Raw genomic sequence first — 18,080 nt, forward strand, 5'->3', positions numbered from 1 at the left:
GCCCGGGGGCCGGGCAGCCGACAACAAGTGGGACATGCAACCCAGACCCCGGCATCACCGGGCGTCGAGCCTCCGCCCCTGACCGAAGGACGACCGATGACAGACAAGCCCCTGGCCGGCAAGACGATCCTGATGTCCGGCGGCAGCCGCGGCATCGGTCTGGCGATCGCCCTGCGCGCCGCCGCGGACGGCGCGAACATCGCGCTGCTGGCCAAGACCGACTCCCCGCACCCGAAGCTCGAGGGCACCGTCCACACGGCGGCGGAGCAGATCCGTGCGGCCGGGGGCAACGCGCTGCCGATCGTCGGCGACGTGCGCAACGACGATGACATCACCGAGGCGGTGCTGAAGACCCAGGGGGAGTTCGGCGGGATCGACATCGTGGTGAACAACGCCAGCGTCATCGACCTGTCGCGTTCGCTCGATCTGACCGCGAAGAAGTACGACCTCATGCAGGACGTGAACGTGCGCGGCACCTTCATGCTGTCGCAGGCGGCGGTGCCGATCCTGCGCGCCGCCGAGAACCCGCACATCCTCTCGCTGTCCCCGCCGCTGAACCTGGATCCGAAGTGGCTCGGCGCGCACACCGGCTACACGCTGGCCAAGTACGGCATGACGATGGTGACCCTCGGATTCGCCGCCGAGTTCGCCACGGACGGGATCGCGGCCAACACGCTCTGGCCGCGGACGACCATCGCCACCGCCGCCGTGCAGAACCTGCTCGGCGGCGAGCAGGTCATGGCAGCGAGCCGCACGCCCCGGATCTACGCGGATGCCGCGTACGAGGTGCTCACCCGCCCGGCGCGCGAGTACACCGGACAGACCCTCATCGTCGAGGACGTGCTCACGGATGCCGGGATAACCGACTTCGCGCTGTACGCGGCCGTGCCGGGAACCCCCGACGAGCGCCTGTTCCCGGACATCTTCCTGTAGCCCCGCGCGCCCGCTGCCGGCGGCGAGACCGGATACCTGCCGCGAGACAGGGGTGAACGCGCTGGGTTTCGCGGCGCCCATCCGCTCTCGCGGAGCCGGGCCGGGCGACGTAGGGTGTCGGCATGGGAGTGCGGTCCCTGTTTCCGATCCTGAACTCGCGCGACCTGCCCCGGCTCGTGAGGTTCTACCAGGACGCCCTCGGCGCGACCGTAGAGTACCGCTTCGCCAGCGGCGCCGAGGACGACTACGTCTCGCTGCGGCTCGGCAGCGAAGCGCTGGGCATCGGGCGCGTGCCGGACGCGCCGACCTCGGGGGACCGGGTGGCGCTGTGGTTCTACGTCGACGATGTGGACGCGGTGCACGCGGAATGGGCGCGCCACGGCGGAACGACGGTGCAGCCGCCGAGCGACATGCCCTGGGGTGAGCGGGTCGCTCAGGTGCGCGACCTCGACGGCAACCTCGTGAACCTGGGCGCGCAGCCCTCCACCCGGTAGCCGCCCGGTGCGCGTCGGCGCTCGTTGTCGGTGAGCAGGATGCCGCCGACGACCGGGGCGTCGCCGGCGTCCGCCAGGTGTTGCGCAGGTGCGTCCCCTACCCTGGAAGGATGACCGCCACGCCCGAGACCCCCATTCGTCAGGTGCGTCCGGCGACGGCGGCCGGCGCGGCGCCGCAGGTGCGGCCCAAGACCGAAGGCTGGTCGCAGAAGAAGGACGCCACCGGACGTCCGCTCCTGCAGTTCGCCAGCCCCAAGCGCGGCAAGCCCCCGGTGCACCTGGCCGACCTGACGCCCGAGCAGCGCGTCGCCAAGGTGCAGGAGCTGGGGATGCCGGGCTTTCGCGCCAAGCAGCTGGAGACCCACTACTTCACGCACTGGACGCACGACCCGGCCGCGATGAGCGACCTGCCCGCGGCGGGTCGCGAAGAGTTCGTCCACGGGATGCTCCCCCCGCTGCTGACGGAGGTGCGACGTCTCGAGACCGACCGTGGGGACACCATCAAGTTCCTGTGGAAGCTGCACGACGGCGCCCTCGTCGAGTCGGTGCTGATGCGCTACCCCGGCCGGATCACGCTGTGCGTCTCGTCGCAGGCGGGCTGCGGCATGAACTGCCCGTTCTGCGCGACCGGACAGGCCGGCCTGACGCGCAACATGTCTGCGGCCGAGATCGTCGAGCAGATCGTCCGCGCCAACCGGCTCATCGCGGACGGGGGACTGGGCGGCAAGAAGAAGGACGACCACTCCGCCGAGCGGGTCAGCAACATCGTGTTCATGGGGATGGGCGAGCCGCTGGCCAACTACGCCCGCGTCATGCAGGCGGTGCGCGTCATGACCGACAAGAAGCACGGGCTCGGGATGAGCGCGCGGGGCATCACCGTGTCGACCGTCGGACTCGTGCCGGCGATCGACAAGCTCGCGAACGAGGACATCCCGGTGACGTTCGCGCTGTCGCTGCACGCCCCCGATGACAAGCTGCGCGACGAGCTGATTCCGGTCAATTCCCGCTGGAAGGTCGATGAGGCCCTGGACGCGGCCCGCAACTACTTCGACAAGACCGGACGTCGCGTGTCGATCGAGTACGCGCTGATCAAGGACATGAACGACCACGCCTGGCGCGCCGATCTGCTCGCGGACAAGCTGAACGCGCGCGGCCGGGGGTGGGTGCACGTGAACCCGATCCCGCTGAACCCGACGCCGGGCTCGATCTGGACCGCCTCCGAGGTCAGCGTTCAGAACGAGTTCGTCCGCCGGCTGAACGACGCCGGCATCCCGACGACGCTGCGCGACACGCGCGGCAAGGAGATCGACGGAGCGTGCGGCCAGCTGGTGGCCACCACCGAGGACGCGGCCGCCGCCGCGGCGACGCCGGCCGAGGACTGACCCGCAGCAGGGAGCGCCGCACCGCCGCTACCGTTGAGGGATGGTCAACTATCGATATCTCGGCAACAGCGGACTCAAGGTCTCGGAGATCACCTACGGCAATTGGGTGACCCACGCATCGCAGGTGGACGACACCGACGCGATCGCGACCGTCCACGCCGCACTGGATGCGGGGATCACGACGTTCGACACCGCCGACACGTATGCGAACACCGGCGCCGAGACGGTGCTGGGCAAGGCGCTCGCCGGGCAGCGCCGGGAATCGCTGGAGATCTTCACGAAGGTCTACTGGCCCACCGGGCCGAAGGGTCCCAACGACGGCGGGCTCTCCCGCAAGCACATCGTCGAGGCCATCAACGGCTCCCTGTCCCGGCTGGGCACGGACTACGTCGACCTGTATCAGGCGCACCGCTTCGACTACGAGACGCCGCTGGAGGAGACGTTCCAGGCCTTCGCCGATCTCGTCCGGCAGGGGAAGGTCCTGTACATCGGCGTCTCGGAGTGGACCGCCGAGCAGCTGCGCGCGGGTCACGCGCTGGCCAAGAGCTACGGCATCCAGCTCATCTCCAACCAGCCGCAGTACTCGATGCTGTGGCGCGTCATCGAGGGCAAGGTGGTCCCGGCCGCGGAGGAACTCGGGATCTCGCAGATCGTCTGGTCGCCGATGGCGCAGGGCGTGCTGAGCGGCAAGTACCTTCCCGGCGAACCCGCGCCGGAGGGCTCGCGCGCGACGGATGAGAACGGTTCCCGCTTCATCCAGCGCTTCCTCCAGGATGACGTGCTGACGGCCGTGCAGCGACTGCGGCCGATCGCGGACGAGGTCGGACTGACGATGCCGCAGCTGGCGATCGCGTGGGTGCTGCAGAACCCGAACGTCGCCGCCGCACTCGTCGGGGCGTCGCGACCGGAGCAGATCGCCTCGAACGTGGCCGCGTCGGGCGTGACCCTGGATGCCGACACCATGGCCGCCATCGACGCGGCCGTGGCGGGCGTGGCGGTCACCGACCCCGAGGAGACCTATTCCGTCTCGCCGAAGTCGCGCGACTGACCCGGGCGATCCGATGGCTGTGACCAGCGCCGGCATCCTCCTCTACCGGCTGGTGGAGGGGGCGCCGCAGGTGCTCATCGCGCACATGGGCGGGCCCTACTGGGCATCGAAGGATGCCGGAGCGTGGTCCATCCCGAAGGGCGAATACGACGCCGACTCCGAAGCTGCGCTGGATGCCGCGTTGCGCGAGTTCGCCGAGGAGCTCGGCGTTCCCGCGCCCGCCGTGCCGTACGCGGAGCTGGGCACGTTCCCGTACTCCTCGGGCAAGCGGGTGACGGTCTTCGTCGCCGACGGCGCGGGGCTCCCGCTCGAGGACCTTCGGTTCGGGGAGTTCGATCTGGAGTGGCCTCCGCGCTCAGGGCGGAGGCAGTCCTTCCCCGAGGTGGACCGCGTCGAGTGGACAGGGTGGGAGAACGCGCGGGAGCGGCTGGTCAAGGGGCAGCGCCCGGCGCTGGATGCCCTGGAGAGGCAGCTCGCCGACGCGGGCGCCTAGCGGTCCGCGGCGTCGTGTCGGCGCGCGTCGACCGGCCGGATCCCCGCCGCGGCGACGGCGTCCGCGAGCGCCTCCCCGAACAGGCGGACGTCCTCCCGGCTGGTGTAGAAGTGCGGTGACACCCGGACGAGCCCTCGCTTGTGGACCACGTCGATCCCGCGATCCTGCAGCTGCGTGACCAGTCCTTCGGCGTCGTCGACGCCGAAGCTGATGATCCCGGCCCGAGCAGCGGCATCCGTCACCGGAGTGAACCCCTGTGCGGACACCGTGGCGTCCACCATGGCCGTCAGGTCGGCGACCTTGCCGTGCACGGACTCCCAGCCGAGGGAGTCCAGATACTGCAGCGTCGAGTCCAGCACGTACAGGCCGGGGTAGTTCGGGTCGGAGTACTCGAAGCTGCGGCTCGGGGGCGCATTGCGGTAGCCGCGATAGGCGGGGGTGAGCTGGTCGCGTGCGCGATCCGCGAAGACACCGATGCTCAGTCCGAATCCGGACAGCATCCACTTGAACACGGCGGCGCCGTAGACATCCACCCAGGTGAGGTCGACATCGATCGCGCCGAGCGCCTCTATCCCGTCCACGACCAGCAGCGCGCCGACTTCCCGGCACGCCCGGCCCAGCCGCTCCAGGTCCAGCCGGGAGCCGGTCACGGCGTGCACGTGGGTCACGGCGAGGACTCGCGTGCGGGCGCCGATGCGCTCGAGCAGGCGGTCCTCGCGCAGCCGCTCATCGTCGATCTCGACCCGGTGCAGCGTGCCGCCGGCCGCTTCGGCCGTGGTCCAGGGCAGCACCACCGAGGGGAAGTCGTCGGCGGCGACGACGACCTCATCGCCCGGGCGCCACGCGACGCTGTTGGCGGCAAGGTTCATGACGTCGCTGGTGTTGCGCAGGAAGGTCACATCCTCGGACGGCACCCGCAGCAGCCGTCCGACGCGGACGCGCGCCAGCTCGGCGCGGCGGACCCATTCGGGCTGCGCCGAGGCGCCCCAGGCGGCCAGGTGCGTGTAGTACTCGGCGGCCGCGGCGGGCGCACCAGGCCACGGCAGTCCCGCCCCGGCGGAGTTGAGGTACACCCGTCCGGCGCGGTAGGGGAAGTCGGCCTTGGCGCGCACCTCCCACTCGTCGAGGGTCAGCACGGGAGGGTGTCAGCTCCTGCCCGGGATGGAGGCCACGGCTTTGATCTCCACCTTCGCGCCGGGAACGGCCAGCCCGGTCACCGACACGGTGGCGCTGGCCGGACGGGCGCTGCCGAAGAACTCGGCAGCGATCGGGGCGATCTTCGCGCGGTCGTCCATGTCGGTGAGGAACGTGGTGATCGACACGACGTCCTGCGGCGTCGCCCCGGCCGCCTCGAGCACGGTGCGCATGTTGGCCAGCACCTGCCGCATCTGCTCGGCGACGTCATCGCCGCCGACGACGACCAGGTCGTTGTCGGTGGGGCCGCATCCGGAGAGGAACAGAAGATCCCCGTGCGCCACGGCATCCGTATAGTGACCGATCGGCGGGTGCAGCTTCTCGGCGCGGATCTCTTTCCTCATGGGTCTCTCCTTGACGGCTCTGGCGGTGCGACGGTTCCGGTCCGGGGTCCGGCCGACGTTACCCGAACGCCCGGATGCCGAACACGTCCCTGCCTTGGGGCGGAAGACCGGTCGATCGGCAGGCGGGGATTTCGTATCGTCGGTCGGATGTCGGCAATGAGCACGGACGAGTGGCTGCAGCGAGTGCGACGGGACTTCCCGTACCGGCCGGACTGGGTGTACCTGCAGTCGGCGGGCACCGGCCTGGCCTTTCCCGGGGCCGCCGCAGCGGCCGGCCAGTACTATCTCGACGTCGCCGGACTGGGCTGTGACGCGCAGTCGCTGTGGCAGCGTCCGGTCTCCAGCGCGCGGGAGCGCATGGCGCGGCTGCTGTCCGTTCCCGCCGACGAAGTCGGGTTCTTCCGCAACACCAGCGAGGTGATCAACATCGCCGCGCACAGCGTCGCCTGGCAGCCCGGCGACACCATCGTCGGGATGGCCGACGAGTACCCGTGCAACGTCCTCCCGTGGGAGGCGGCCCAGGCGCAGGGCGTCACCGTCGTGCGGATCCAGCCCGACCCGGAGCTGGACCGCGAGCAGCAGCTGCTGGACGCGCTCACGCCGCGCACCCGTGTGCTCAGCGTCTCGCACGTGCACCCCTGGACGGGCACCAAGGTGGACCTGACCCGGCTGGGCAGGGCCTGTCGCGAGGTTGATGCGCTGCTGATCGTGGACGGAATCCAGGCGCTCGGAGCCACGCCGGTCGACCTGTCCTACGTCGACGTGTACGGCGCCGGGATGTTCAAGTGGATGCTCTCCGGCTTCGGCACCGCGGTGGGCGTGTTCCGGGAGCGTGCCCGCAGCATGCTGACTCCGATCTTCCGCAGCTACGCCAATCCGGCCCCGAGCACGTCCTTCGCCTACGCCGCACCGAACGTGCCCGGGCTGTACGTGCTGGACGCGACGCTGGAGTATCTGGAGGACCTGGGCTGGGACCGCATCCACGAACAGGTCGAGGATCTCACCGGGCGGACCATCGGCGCGCTGCGCGGGCTGGGCATCCGCCCGGTCACACCCGAGCACGCGCGGGCCGGGATCGTCGGATTCGATGTGCCGGACTCGACCCGCGTCGCGGCGGAGATGGCCCTGCGCAACGTCTCGGTCTCGGACAAGGAGGGGCGCGTGCTGGTGTCTCCGTACTTCTACAACACGCCCGCCCACATCGACCGGTTCGCCGAGGCGCTGGCCGACACGCTCCGGGTGATCGCCCGCGAGACAGGATGGTCGCCGCGAGACTGAGTGCGTCTGCACGGGCGTCGTGGCGATTGTCCGGTCTCGCGGGCCATGCGGCGGGCGTCGCCTGCGGGTGTGCCGCGGGACCACTGCGGCACACGTTTGTATACCGGGTGACAGGCCGGATCGCCAACCTGGCCACCATGCGGCCTCTGTGTATACAATACGGAGGTGTCGATCGCAAAAGAGATGCGCGTGAAGGCCAGCGACCGCGCCTACGCGGCGCTCCTCGACGAGATCCAGCGCGGCGCGCTGCCGCCCGGAACGGTGATCGCCGAGGTGGAGCAGGCCGCGCGGCTCGGGGTCAGCCGCACCCCGCTGCGCGAAGCGCTCGGGCGCCTGGCCGCCGCGGGACTGGTCGCTCAGCAGTCTCCGCGGGTCCTGGTCGTCACCGATCTCGGCGCCAGCGACATCCGCGAGCTCTTCCAGGTGCGCCGGGCGCTCGAAGAGACCGCGTCCCGGCTCGCCGCCGAGACGGCGTGCGAGCGGCAGGACGTCTCGGACACCTTCGCAGCACTCGCCGCGGACTTCACCGCTGCGGCGTCGCGACTCGACGACGACGCCGCGCTGGATGCGTACTACGCGCGCATCGCGGACTACGACGCGGCGCTGGACGCGGCTGTCGGAAACGATTACCTCACCGGGGCGCTGCGCACCATCCGCACGCACCTCGTTCGGGTGCGCCGGCTCGCGCGGGACAATCCCGGCCGGCTGGAGGAATCCGTTGCCGAGCACCGGCTCATCGCGAGTGCGATCGCCGCCGGCGACGCAGAGCTGGCCGCGCACGCCACCCACGTTCACCTGCACAACGCGCTGACCAACATCCTCAGCTCCCTCCCGGACCCCGCCGCAACCACGCGCGGCGACTCGACCCGGCGGGAGCCGAATCCCCCCCGCCTCAGGAAAGGCCCATCATGACGATCGACCACCATCTCCGCGTCCACCGCAGCGACGAGGAGCTCGCCCGAGAGGGACAGCTGGCCTGGCGCATCGCGGAGGTCGCCGCCGACCCCGTCGAGGTCGAGCCTGAGGTCGTGGACATGATCATCAACCGCGTCATCGACAACGCGGCCGTCGCCGCGGCATCCCTCACGCGTGCCCCGGTCAGCGCGGCCCGTCAGCAGGCGCTCGACCATGCCGTCTCGATCAGCGGCAAGGGCGCGACCGTCTTCGGCTGCAGCATCGAACGCCGCACGAGCCCGGAGTGGGCGGCGTGGGCGAACGGCGTGGCGGTGCGCGAACTGGACTACCACGACACGTTCCTCGCCGCCGAGTACTCGCACCCGGGCGACAACATCCCGCCGATCGTGGCCGTCGCCCAGCACGTCGGGTCCGCCGGCGCGGCGCTGGTCCGTGCGATCGCGACCGGGTACGAGATCCAGGTCGACCTGGTCAAGGCGATCTCGCTGCACAAGCACAAGATCGACCACGTCGCGCACCTCGGCCCGTCCGCGGCGGCGGGCATCGGCACGCTGCTCGGACTGCCGGTGGAGACGATCTATCAGGCGGTCGGCCAAGCCCTGCACACCACCACCGCCACGCGCCAGTCCCGCAAGGGCGAGATCTCCACCTGGAAGGCGTACGCCCCGGCGTTCGCGGGCAAGATGGCCGTCGAGGCGGTCGACCGCGCGATGCGCGGCGAGACCTCGCCCAGCCCGATCTACGAGGGCGAGGACGGCGTGATCGCGTGGCTGCTGGACGGGCCGGATGCCGCGTACGAGGTACCCCTCCCGGGGGACGGCGAGCCCAAGCGCGGCATCCTGGACTCCTACACGAAGGAGCATTCGGCCGAGTATCAGGCTCAGGCGTGGATCGACCTGGCCCGCAGACTGGGCAACGAGCACCCGTCCCTGCGCGAGGGCAAGGGCCCGGACGGCCAGGAGATCGAGTCCGTCGTGCTGCACACGAGCCACCACACGCATTACGTCATCGGTTCCGGCGCGAACGACCCGCAGAAGTACGACCCGACCGCATCCCGCGAGACGCTCGATCACTCGATCCCGTACATCTTCGCGGTCGCGCTGCAGGACGGCACCTGGCACCACGTCGATTCCTACGCGCCCGAGCGCGCCGGTCGGCCGGACACCGTCGCGCTGTGGCACAAGGTCACCACGGCCGAGGACGAGGAGTGGACGCGCCGCTACCACTCGGCGGATCCCCACGAGAAGGCCTTCGGCGGGCGAGTGGTGATCACCTTCGCGGATGGCGCGGAGCTGGTCGATGAGATCGCCGTCGCCGACGCGCACCCGCTCGGCGCGCATCCGTTCGCGCGGGCGGACTACATCCGCAAGTTCCGGAACCTGGCCGAGCCGGTGCTCGAGCCGCAGGAGATCGAGCGCTTCCTCGAGCTGGCCCAGCGCCTGCCCGAGCTGACGGCGGACGAGGTGCAGCAGCTGACCATCGTCGCCAAGGTCGGGGTCCTGGCCACCGCGCCGGCACCGAAGGGACTGTTCTGATGCTGCGATCGGTCGAGAGCGCGGGACGGAACGGCGTTGCGGCGGTCGCCGCGCCGGTTGCAATCCGATCCGTCCCCGCCGTTTCACGCGAGGGAGCCCGCTGATGCTGTATGCCACCACTCCGGCCGCCGAGAAGCGGCGCCTGTTCCGCGCGCGGCTCGCATCCGGCGAGCTGCTGCGCTTCCCGGGCGCGTTCAATCCGCTCAGCGCGCGCCTGATCGAGCAGAAGGGGTTCGAGGGCGTCTACATCTCCGGTGCCGTTCTGGCCGCCGACCTCGGCCTGCCCGACATCGGACTGACCACCCTCACCGAGGTCGCCGGCCGCGGACAGCAGATCGCGCGGATGACCGAGTTGCCGGCCATCATCGACGCCGACACCGGCTTCGGGGAGCCGATGAACGTCGCCCGCACGATCCAGACCCTCGAAGACGCCGGACTGGCCGGCGCGCACATCGAGGACCAGATCAACCCGAAGCGCTGCGGGCACCTCGACGGCAAGGCGGTGGTGGACCAGGACACCGCCGTCAAGCGCATCCGCGCAGCCGTCGACGCCCGCCGCGACCCGAACTTCCTGATCATGGCGCGCACCGACATCCGCGCCGTGGACGGTCAGGATGCCGCGGTGGACCGGGCAAAGGCGCTGGTGGATGCCGGTGCCGATGCGATCTTCCCCGAGGCGATGCGCACGCTCGACGAGTTCGCGGCGGTGCGGAAGGCGGTCGACGTGCCGATCCTCGCCAACATGACGGAGTTCGGCAAGAGCGATCTGTTCTCGGTGGACCAGCTGCGCGACGTCGGGGTGAACATCGTCATCTGGCCGGTGTCGCTGCTTCGCATCGCGATGGGCGCGGCCGGCCGTGCGCTGGATACGCTGATCGATGAGGGCCACCTCACTTCCACGCTCGGGGAGATGCAGCACCGTGCGGATCTCTACGACCTGATCGATTACGAGGGCTACAACCGGTTCGACACCTCGGTGTTCGACTTCCAGATCACCCGCTGAGCGGCATCCGCGTCCCCCGCGCCGCGCGTCCCGACAACCTCCCCCAGAACGACCGCTGAGCGGACAAGAGCGGAACACGCCGCACCTCGAAGGAGAGAAATGACAGACATCGAGATCAAGAAGGGCCTGGCGGGGGTGACGGTCGACTACACCGCCGTCTCCAAGGTCAACCCGGACACCAACAGCCTGCTGTATCGCGGCTACCCGGTGCAGGAGCTCGCCGCCACGCAGTCCTTCGAGGCCGTGGCCTACCTGCTCTGGTACGGCGAACTGCCGACCGACGCGCAGCTGGCCGAGTTCGTCGCCGAGGAGCGGGCCGGCCGCGCGCTTGATGAGAACGTCAAGCAGGCGATCGACCTGGTGCCGCTGGAGGCCCACCCGATGGACGTCCTGCGCACAGCGGTGTCGCTGGCCGGGGCATCGGATCCCGCCGCCTTCGACAACTCGCGCGAGTCCGACCTCGCCAAATCCAAGCGCCTGTTCGCGAAGCTGCCGGCGATGGTCGCATACGACCAGCGCCGCCGGCGTGGGCAGGAGCTGGTCGATCCGCGCGAGGATCTGGACTACTCGCAGAACTTCCTGTGGATGACCTTCGGCGAGGTGCCCGATCCCGTGGTCGCGCACGCGTTCAACGTCTCGATGATCCTGTACGCCGAGCACTCCTTCAACGCCTCGACCTTCACCGCGCGCGTGATCACCAGCACCATCGCCGACCTGTACTCGGCCGTGGTCGGTGCCATCGGCGCCCTCAAGGGACCGCTGCACGGCGGCGCGAACGAAGCCGTCATGCACATCTTCGACGAGATCGGATCGGCTGCGGAGGTCTCGGCGTGGCTGGACACCGCGCTGGCCGAGAAGCGCAAGATCATGGGCTTCGGGCACCGCGTCTACAAGCACGGCGACTCACGCGTGCCGACGATGAAGGCTGCGTTGGACACGCTCGTCGCGCACTACGACGCCGCGGACCTGGCGGCGCTGTACGACGCGCTCGAGTCGGAGTTCGTCTCGCGCAAGGGCATCTACCCGAACCTCGACTACCCGTCGGGGCCGGCGTACAACCTGATGGGGTTCGACACCCCGACCTTCACGCCGCTGTTCGTCGCTGCGCGCGTCACCGGGTGGACCGCGCACATCATGGAGCAGGCGGCATCCAACGCCCTCATCCGCCCACTGTCGGCCTACAACGGTCCGGACGAGCGGCACATCGAAGGCTACGTCCCGGATGCCGAGGCCGAGGCCACGCGCGAACGGCCCGAGGAAGCCGCGGGCTGAGCACCGCCACCACACCGATCCCGAGGAGCTGACATGCCCACCGCCGTCATCGTCGATGTCGTCCGCACACCGTCCGGCCGAGGCAAGCCGGGGGGAGCGCTCTCGAGCGTCCACCCGGTCGATCTGGCCGCCGGTGTGCTGCGATCCGTCCTCGAGCGCAACGGTCTGGATTCGCGGCAGGTCAACGACGTCCTGCTCGGGTGCGTCAGCCAGGTCGGCGACCAGGCGATGAACATCGCCCGTCAGGCGGTCCTCGCGGCCGGGTTCGACGAGACCGTCCCGGCCGCCACGATCGACCGGCAATGCGGGTCCAGTCAGCAGGCGGCGCATTTCGCCGCGCAGGGCGTGATGGCCGGCGCGTACGACATCGTGATCGCGGGCGGCGTGGAATCGATGAGCCGAGTTCCGCTCGGATCCTCGCGCGCCGGGGGATCCCGCTCGCACCTCCTGGACGAGCGCTACCCCGAGGGGCTGATCAATCAGGGTGTCTCGGCCGAGCTGATCGCGCAGAAGTGGGGGCTGTCGCGCGACGTGCTGGACGCCTACTCGGCGGAGTCGCATCGCCGGGCAGCGGATGCCGCGGCGCAGGGCAGGTTCGACTCGCAGCTGCTTCCGGTGCCTGTGGGCGATGGCGCCGTGGTCGCGAGCGACGAGACCGTGCGCGAGGGAACCACGATCGATGGGCTGCGGAGTCTGCACCCGGCGTTCCGCACGGACGAGCTCGCCGCGCGCTTCCCTGAGCTTGACTGGCGGATCACACCCGGCAACTCGTCCCCGCTGACCGACGGGGCCTCCGCGGCGCTGATCATGAGCGAGGAGAAGGCGCTCGAACTCGGGCTCACCCCGCGCGCCCGGTTCCACGCCTTCGCCGTGGTCGGCGATGACCCCCTGTACATGCTCACCGGTCCCATCCCCGCGACGCGGCGGATCCTCGAACGCAGCGGCCTCAGCATCCATGACATCGACGCGTATGAGGTCAACGAGGCGTTCGCCTCCGTCCCGCTCGCGTGGGCGCGCGAGCTGCGTGCCGACCCCGACCGGCTCAACCCATGGGGCGGTGCGATCGCGCTCGGTCACGCCCTCGGCTCGTCGGGCACGCGACTGCTCGGAACGCTGCTGGCCGAGCTCGAGGCGACCGGTGGGCGATACGGGCTGCAGACGATGTGCGAGGGCGGCGGCATGGCCAACGCCACGATCATCGAGCGGCTCTGATCCCGCACCTCGCCGGCGCCGCCGCGAGCGCGCGCCTTCTCTGTGTTCACTTGCCCTGGATGTACGCCCCAGGCCTCTCGGACGTACATCCAGTGCAAGTGAACGGAGGGGTTGATGGGGATGCTGCGGCGGTTCTTTGTGTTCCTCGCAAATACTCGGGACCCCCTGTAAAATAGGCAGAGTGCTCACGTGGGCACGGTGACGTTCACCAGGATGATCCGCCAACGGAGGCAGTGATGACCATGACGATGCCCACATCCCACGCCGACGAACGGGCCGCGATTGTCGCCGCGGTGCGCGACTTCGCGCAGGCCGAGATCGCGCCGCACGCGTTGGACTGGGATGAGCGCAAGCACTTCCCCCGCGATGTGCTCGCCCGCGCCGGCGAGCTGGGTCTCGGCGGCATCTACGTCCGCGAGGACGTGGGCGGCTCGGCGCTCAGCCGCGCCGACGCGGTCGCGGTCGTCGAAGAGCTGGCCAAGGCGGACCCCTCGATCGCGGCGTACATCACGATCCACAACATGGTGGCGTGGATGATCGACTCCTACGGCACCGACGCGCAACGGCGACGTTGGCTGCCCGGCCTGACCGCGATGACGGATTTCGGCAGCTACTGCCTCACCGAGCCCGGCGCCGGCTCCGACGCCGCCGCCATCACCACCAGTGCGATCCGGATCACCGATGCGGACGGCGGCGACTCCTACGCTCTGACCGGAGTCAAGCAGTTCATCTCGGGCGGCGGCGAGGCATCCGTGTATGTCGTGATGGCCCGGACCGGAGAGCCGGGTGCTCGCGGGATCACGGCGTTCCTCGTGCCCGCCGACGCACCGGGGCTGTCGTTCGGCGTGAACGAGAAGAAGATGGGCTGGAACGCACAGCCCACGCGGCAGGTGATCCTGGACGAGGTCCGAGTCGCGGCATCCGATGTGCTGGGCGCCGAGGGGCAGGGGTTCAAGATCGCGATGTCCGGACTGAACGGGGGGCGGATCAGCATCGCCGCGTGCTCGCTCGGCGGCGCACAGTGGGCGCTCGACCGGGCTGTCCAGTACGTTCACGAGCGCTTCACATTCGGCGAGCCGCTGGCCGAGAAGCAGTCCGTGGTGTTCACGCTCGCCGACATGGCGACCGAGCTGCGGGCCGCCCGCGCGCTGGTGCGCGACGCCGCGACGGCGATCGACGAGCAGGCGCCGGATGCGGCGATGCAGTGCGCGATGGCCAAGCGCTTCGCGACGGACGCCGGCTCCCGCATCGCGAACGAGGCCCTGCAGCTGCACGGGGGATACGGGTACCTGCACGAGTACGGTTTCGAGAAGGTCGTCCGCGATCTGCGGGTGCACCAGATCCTGGAGGGCACCAACGAGATCATGCGCGTCATCATCGGCCGCGAGCTGCTGGGGCCGTCGCGATGACCGGCGCACTCGGAGCGGAGATGCAGCGATGAGGATCGCGTTCCTCGGTCTCGGGCACATGGGGCTGCCGATGGCCGCCAACCTCGCTGCGGCAGGTCACGACGTGGTCGGCTTCGACGTGGTTCCGGCCGCGACCGAGGCCGCACGCGTTGCCGCGCTACCTGTGGCCGACTCGGGGCAGGATGCCGTGGCATCCGCCGAGATCGTGATCACGATGTTCCCGAGCGGCCGTCATGTGATCGACGCGTATCGGGGATCCGCCGAGGCGCCCGGGCTGCTGGCGGTGGCCCCGGCGGGGACGCTGTTCATCGACTCCTCGACCATCGCGGTGGACGAGGCGCAGGAGGCCGCGGGCCTGGCTGCCGCGGCCGGCCACCGGGCGCTGGACGCTCCCGTCTCCGGCGGCGTCGTCGGCGCCGAGAACGCCACGCTGGCGTTCATGGTCGGCGGTTCGGAGCGGGACTTCGAGGCGGCTCGGCCGATCCTGGAGGCGATGGGGCGGCGGGTGGTGCACTGCGGCGGGGCAGGACTCGGGCAGGCCGCGAAGGTGTGCAACAACATGATCCTCGCCGTCTCGCAGATCGCGGTCGCAGAGGCCTTCGTGCTCGGCGAGCGGCTCGGCCTCTCGCATCAGGCCCTGTTCGACGTCGCCTCCAACGCGTCCGGCCAGTGCTGGGCGCTGACGACGAACTGTCCGGTGCCCGGACCGGTGCCGTCGAGTCCGGCCAACCGGGACTACCGGCCCGGCTTCGCGGGCGCGCTCATGAACAAGGACCTCGGGCTGGCCGAACAGGCGATCGATCTGACCGGCGTCGACGCGCGGATGGGGCGGCTGGCGCGCGAGATCTACCGGGATTTCGCAGCCGGCGAGGGGGCGGGTCAGGACTTCTCCGGGATCATCCGCACCATCCGCGCCGAAGGCCCCCAGCCATAGCGCCCGTGCCCCCGTGGGTTCCCCTGTCACGACCCGCCGCCGTGCCGTGCAGTTTGCGACAGGGGAGCCGAGTCTGGTTGGGTTCCCCTGTCACGACACGCCGACCGGAGCCGCGCATTGCGACAGGCGAGCAGCGATCTCGCACCGGCGAGCAGCGATCCCGCACCGACGAGCAGCGATCCCGCACCGAGCAAGGAGAGAGATGACCGAGTCCGAGAGCACGACCGCCTACGAGACGATCCTGGTGGAGACCCGCGGGCGGGTCGGCTGGATCACCCTGAACCGTCCCGAGGCGCTGAACGCGCTGAACACGCAGGTGATGCGGGACATCGTGGCCGCGGCATCCGTCTTCGATGCGGACGAGCGCATCGGGGCGATCGTGGTGACCGGTTCGGAGCGCGCGTTCGCGGCCGGGGCGGACATCAAAGAGATGGAAGCCAAGTCCGGCCTGGACATGGTGATGAGCGACCATTTCGGCGGGTGGGCGCAGTTCGCGGCGCTCCGCACGCCGGTGATCGCCGCGGTGTCCGGGTACGCCCTGGGCGGCGGGTGCGAGCTGGCGATGATGTGCGACCTGATCATCGCGGCCGACACGGCCAAGTTCGGTCAGCCCGAGATCAACCTCGGCGTCATCCCGGGCATGGGCGGTTCGCAGCGGCTGGTGCGGGCCGTCGGGTACTACAAGGCCGCCGACCTGGTGCTGACCGGACGGATGATGGATGCCGCGGAGGCCGAACGCGCCGGGCTCGTGTCCCGCGTGGTGCCGGCGGCGGAGCTGCTGGCCGAGGCGGGGAAGGCGGCCGAGGCGATCGCGTCGAAGTCGCTGCCGTCGGTGTACGCGGCCAAGGCGGCGCTGGATGTCGCGCTGGAGTCGACCCTGACCGAGGGCATCCGCTTCGAGCGTCACGTCTTCGCGGCGCTGTTCGACACCGCCGATCAGAAGGAAGGGATGGCAGCCTTCCGTGAGAAGCGCACCCCCGACTTCACGAACCGCTGACGCGCCGATCGGAGGGCGCGAGACTGCAACGGGGCGTCGAGACTGCGGGCACACCCCACCGTCTCGCCACGCGGTTGCAGTCTCGCGGCGGCGGGCGCCAAGGCCGGGCGCGGCCGGCGACGGGTCAGAGGGGCTCGGGCAGGGGGCGCGGGTCGGCGAAATCCCCGGCGTCCTTGCGGAAGCGGGCGAGGATGCGCACCAGCTCGACCGTGTCGTCGCCGGACAGACCAGGATCGGCGAACACCTCCGTGTTGAGCGCATCCGTGGCCTTCTCGACCAGGTCCCGGCCGGCCGGCGTGAGCACGAGCATCGCCGCCCGCCCGTCGCCCGGATGCGGCTCCCGCTCGACGAGTCCGTCGCGGACGAGACGATCCACCGTGTTCGTGACACTGGTCGGGTGCACTTGCAGCCGCGCGATGGCGCTGGCCATCGGCATCCTGCCCGCGCGGGTGAAACCGAGCAGGCGCAGCATCTCGTATCGCGCGAAGGAGAGGTGGAACGGCTTCAGCGCGGCGTCGATGCGCGCGAGCATCAACTGCTGCGCGCGGATGATGGAGGTGACCGCGGACATGCCCGGTGCGGCGTCCGCCCATCCGTGCGCCGTCCACTGGCGTTTGGCCTCGGCGATCGGGTCGACGGGGAGTGGTCCTGATCTCGACATGTGACGTTTCCCCTCTCCCTTACACGGTACTGACCGGGGGCCGGCCCTCCGAACACGGGCGCGGCCACCACGGGAGGGATGAATGTATACATTATTGCGAGTGCCCGGCGTAAACGCCGGTGACTCATCGGCGAATGGGTACATTGCCGCCGCCACGTTAGACTCGCCGGTGGCGTGAGGAGCTGTCGATGAAGATCATTGTCCTGGTCAAGGAGGTCCCGGATACGTATGGGGATCGCAAGCTGGATCTGGAGACCGGGCTGGCCGATCGTGCGGCGAGCGAGACGGTGCTGGATGAGATCGGTGAGCGGGCGCTGGAGGTCGCGCTGAGCTACGCGGATGAGAATCCGGATACCGAGGTCGTGGTGATGTCGATGGCTCCGGCCGGTTCGGCCGCGACGGTGCGGAAGGGTCTGGCGATGGGGGCGGGGTCTGCGGTGCACATCGCGGATGAGGGCCTGGTCGGTGCGGATCTGGGCTTGACGGCGGAGGTGCTGGCGGCGGCGGTGCAGCGGACCGGGTTCGATCTGGTGATCGCCGGGAACGTGTCCACCGATGGGTCCGGAGGGGTGATGGCCTCGATGGTGGCGGAGCTTCTGGATGTGCCGGCCGCGACCGCGCTGAACACGGTCGTGATCGGCGATGGTGTGGTGTCCGGCGAGCGGGCCAGCGATGCGGCGACGATGCAGGTGTCGGCTGCGCTGCCGGCGGTGATCTCGATCACGGAGCGTCTGCCGGATGCGCGGTTCCCGAATTTCAAGGGCATCATGGCGGCGAAGAAGAAACCGTTCGAGACGTTGTCGCTGGTGGATCTGGCGATCGAGCCGGAGGATGCCAGCGCGTCCCGGTCGATCGTGCTGGGTCTGTCGGAGAAGCCGCCGCGGCAGGCGGGTACGAAGATCGTGGACGAGGGTGATGCGGGCCAGAAGCTCGCGGAGTTCCTGGTCCAGAACCGGCTGGTGTAGGGGTGGCGGAG

The 18,080-nt window shown here is 70.0% G+C and carries 18 protein-coding genes; 15 read left to right on the forward strand and 3 right to left on the reverse strand.

Translation table 11 applies throughout. The annotated features are described in order from the left end of the window. Positions 1-96 precede the first annotated feature (96 nt). From QNO12_RS15125 to QNO12_RS15145, 5 genes are all read left to right on the forward strand, one after another. Positions 97-933 carry an SDR family oxidoreductase gene (locus QNO12_RS15125; RefSeq protein WP_257501332.1) on the forward strand — a complete coding sequence of 279 codons (837 nt, stop codon included), beginning with the start codon at positions 97-99 and terminating at the stop codon, positions 931-933. A 122-nt stretch (positions 934-1,055) separates the two neighbouring features. Then, the gene (locus tag QNO12_RS15130) at positions 1,056-1,427 is read left to right on the forward strand and encodes a VOC family protein (RefSeq protein ID WP_257501331.1); all 372 of its coding nucleotides are present in this window, start codon (positions 1,056-1,058) and stop codon (positions 1,425-1,427) included. A 110-nt stretch (positions 1,428-1,537) separates the two neighbouring features. Beyond that, the gene (gene rlmN, locus QNO12_RS15135; RefSeq protein WP_257501330.1) at positions 1,538-2,809 is read left to right on the forward strand and encodes a dual-specificity RNA methyltransferase RlmN; all 1,272 of its coding nucleotides are present in this window, start codon (positions 1,538-1,540) and stop codon (positions 2,807-2,809) included. 40 nt (positions 2,810-2,849) lie between these two features. Continuing rightward, positions 2,850-3,857, forward strand: a complete 1,008-nt coding sequence (locus QNO12_RS15140; RefSeq protein WP_257501329.1) for an aldo/keto reductase family protein — start codon at positions 2,850-2,852, stop codon at positions 3,855-3,857. Between the two features lie 13 nt (positions 3,858-3,870). Further along, complete coding sequence (locus tag QNO12_RS15145) at positions 3,871-4,350, forward strand: NUDIX hydrolase (RefSeq protein ID WP_257501328.1); 480 nt, start codon at positions 3,871-3,873, stop codon at positions 4,348-4,350. On the opposite strand, the gene QNO12_RS15150 is transcribed toward QNO12_RS15145, so the two are convergent. Continuing rightward, the gene (locus QNO12_RS15150) at positions 4,347-5,486 is read right to left on the reverse strand and encodes an aminotransferase class V-fold PLP-dependent enzyme (protein ID WP_257501327.1); all 1,140 of its coding nucleotides are present in this window, start codon (positions 5,484-5,486) and stop codon (positions 4,347-4,349) included. The two genes, QNO12_RS15145 and QNO12_RS15150, sit on opposite strands and share 4 nt — an antisense overlap. Positions 5,487-5,495: 9 nt before the next feature. Then, positions 5,496-5,888, reverse strand: coding sequence for a RidA family protein (locus tag QNO12_RS15155; RefSeq protein WP_257501326.1), 393 nt, complete (start codon positions 5,886-5,888; stop codon positions 5,496-5,498). Between the two features lie 156 nt (positions 5,889-6,044). Here QNO12_RS15155 and QNO12_RS15160 point away from each other — a divergent pair, with 156 nt between their 5' ends. The 9 genes from QNO12_RS15160 (at position 6,045) to QNO12_RS15200 (ending at position 16,443) form a co-directional block, all read left to right on the forward strand. Next, a complete protein-coding gene (locus tag QNO12_RS15160; protein WP_257501325.1) occupies positions 6,045-7,166 on the forward strand; it encodes an aminotransferase class V-fold PLP-dependent enzyme in 1,122 nt (373 codons plus the stop codon). A gap of 189 nt (positions 7,167-7,355) precedes the next feature. Beyond that, the gene (locus QNO12_RS15165) at positions 7,356-8,078 is read left to right on the forward strand and encodes a GntR family transcriptional regulator (RefSeq protein ID WP_257501470.1); all 723 of its coding nucleotides are present in this window, start codon (positions 7,356-7,358) and stop codon (positions 8,076-8,078) included. Further along, a complete protein-coding gene (locus tag QNO12_RS15170; RefSeq protein ID WP_257501324.1) occupies positions 8,075-9,616 on the forward strand; it encodes an MmgE/PrpD family protein in 1,542 nt (513 codons plus the stop codon). Before QNO12_RS15165 ends, QNO12_RS15170 begins: the two co-directional genes overlap by 4 nt. A gap of 103 nt (positions 9,617-9,719) precedes the next feature. Next, the gene (prpB, locus tag QNO12_RS15175; protein WP_257501323.1) at positions 9,720-10,619 is read left to right on the forward strand and encodes a methylisocitrate lyase; all 900 of its coding nucleotides are present in this window, start codon (positions 9,720-9,722) and stop codon (positions 10,617-10,619) included. Between the two features lie 99 nt (positions 10,620-10,718). After that, positions 10,719-11,891, forward strand: coding sequence for a bifunctional 2-methylcitrate synthase/citrate synthase (locus QNO12_RS15180; protein WP_257501322.1), 1,173 nt, complete (start codon positions 10,719-10,721; stop codon positions 11,889-11,891). 33 nt (positions 11,892-11,924) lie between these two features. After that, positions 11,925-13,103, forward strand: coding sequence for a thiolase family protein (locus tag QNO12_RS15185; protein WP_257501321.1), 1,179 nt, complete (start codon positions 11,925-11,927; stop codon positions 13,101-13,103). 236 nt (positions 13,104-13,339) lie between these two features. Next, positions 13,340-14,512 carry an acyl-CoA dehydrogenase family protein gene (locus QNO12_RS15190; RefSeq protein ID WP_257501320.1) on the forward strand — a complete coding sequence of 391 codons (1,173 nt, stop codon included), beginning with the start codon at positions 13,340-13,342 and terminating at the stop codon, positions 14,510-14,512. A 28-nt stretch (positions 14,513-14,540) separates the two neighbouring features. Then, positions 14,541-15,446 carry a 3-hydroxyisobutyrate dehydrogenase gene (gene mmsB / locus QNO12_RS15195; RefSeq protein WP_257501319.1) on the forward strand — a complete coding sequence of 302 codons (906 nt, stop codon included), beginning with the start codon at positions 14,541-14,543 and terminating at the stop codon, positions 15,444-15,446. Between the two features lie 202 nt (positions 15,447-15,648). Further along, the gene (locus QNO12_RS15200; protein WP_257501318.1) at positions 15,649-16,443 is read left to right on the forward strand and encodes an enoyl-CoA hydratase; all 795 of its coding nucleotides are present in this window, start codon (positions 15,649-15,651) and stop codon (positions 16,441-16,443) included. Positions 16,444-16,567: 124 nt separating this feature from the next. Here the strand turns inward: QNO12_RS15200 and QNO12_RS15205 are convergent, their stop codons facing one another. Beyond that, positions 16,568-17,104 (reverse strand): MarR family winged helix-turn-helix transcriptional regulator, encoded by a 537-nt coding sequence (locus tag QNO12_RS15205; RefSeq protein ID WP_257501317.1) that lies wholly within the window; start codon positions 17,102-17,104, stop codon positions 16,568-16,570. 188 nt (positions 17,105-17,292) lie between these two features. On the opposite strand from QNO12_RS15205, the gene QNO12_RS15210 reads away from it, so the two are divergent. Then, positions 17,293-18,069, forward strand: a complete 777-nt coding sequence (locus QNO12_RS15210; protein ID WP_257501316.1) for an electron transfer flavoprotein subunit beta/FixA family protein — start codon at positions 17,293-17,295, stop codon at positions 18,067-18,069. Positions 18,070-18,080: the final 11 nt, after the last annotated feature.

It is taken from the genome of Microbacterium sp. zg-B185 (assembly GCF_030246885.1).
Lineage (GTDB): Bacteria > Actinomycetota > Actinomycetes > Actinomycetales > Microbacteriaceae > Microbacterium.

Excerpts from the sequence above, each read along its gene's own strand:
- QNO12_RS15180 (WP_257501322.1), top strand. The coding sequence starts at position 10,719 with ATGACAGACATCGAGATCAAGAAGGGCCTGGCGGGGGTGACGGTCGAC.
- QNO12_RS15160 (WP_257501325.1), top strand. The coding sequence starts at position 6,045 with ATGAGCACGGACGAGTGGCTGCAGCGAGTGCGACGGGACTTCCCGTAC.
- QNO12_RS15145 (WP_257501328.1), top strand. The coding sequence starts at position 3,871 with ATGGCTGTGACCAGCGCCGGCATCCTCCTCTACCGGCTGGTGGAGGGG.
- QNO12_RS15170 (WP_257501324.1), top strand. The coding sequence starts at position 8,075 with ATGACGATCGACCACCATCTCCGCGTCCACCGCAGCGACGAGGAGCTC.
- QNO12_RS15190 (WP_257501320.1), top strand. The coding sequence starts at position 13,340 with ATGACCATGACGATGCCCACATCCCACGCCGACGAACGGGCCGCGATT.
- rlmN (WP_257501330.1), top strand. The coding sequence starts at position 1,538 with ATGACCGCCACGCCCGAGACCCCCATTCGTCAGGTGCGTCCGGCGACG.
- QNO12_RS15130 (WP_257501331.1), top strand. The coding sequence starts at position 1,056 with ATGGGAGTGCGGTCCCTGTTTCCGATCCTGAACTCGCGCGACCTGCCC.
- QNO12_RS15140 (WP_257501329.1), top strand. The coding sequence starts at position 2,850 with ATGGTCAACTATCGATATCTCGGCAACAGCGGACTCAAGGTCTCGGAG.
- QNO12_RS15210 (WP_257501316.1), top strand. The coding sequence starts at position 17,293 with ATGAAGATCATTGTCCTGGTCAAGGAGGTCCCGGATACGTATGGGGAT.
- mmsB (WP_257501319.1), top strand. The coding sequence starts at position 14,541 with ATGAGGATCGCGTTCCTCGGTCTCGGGCACATGGGGCTGCCGATGGCC.
- QNO12_RS15200 (WP_257501318.1), top strand. The coding sequence starts at position 15,649 with ATGACCGAGTCCGAGAGCACGACCGCCTACGAGACGATCCTGGTGGAG.
- prpB (WP_257501323.1), top strand. The coding sequence starts at position 9,720 with ATGCTGTATGCCACCACTCCGGCCGCCGAGAAGCGGCGCCTGTTCCGC.
- QNO12_RS15185 (WP_257501321.1), top strand. The coding sequence starts at position 11,925 with ATGCCCACCGCCGTCATCGTCGATGTCGTCCGCACACCGTCCGGCCGA.
- QNO12_RS15155 (WP_257501326.1), bottom strand. The coding sequence starts at position 5,888 with ATGAGGAAAGAGATCCGCGCCGAGAAGCTGCACCCGCCGATCGGTCAC.
- QNO12_RS15125 (WP_257501332.1), top strand. The coding sequence starts at position 97 with ATGACAGACAAGCCCCTGGCCGGCAAGACGATCCTGATGTCCGGCGGC.
- QNO12_RS15205 (WP_257501317.1), bottom strand. The coding sequence starts at position 17,104 with ATGTCGAGATCAGGACCACTCCCCGTCGACCCGATCGCCGAGGCCAAA.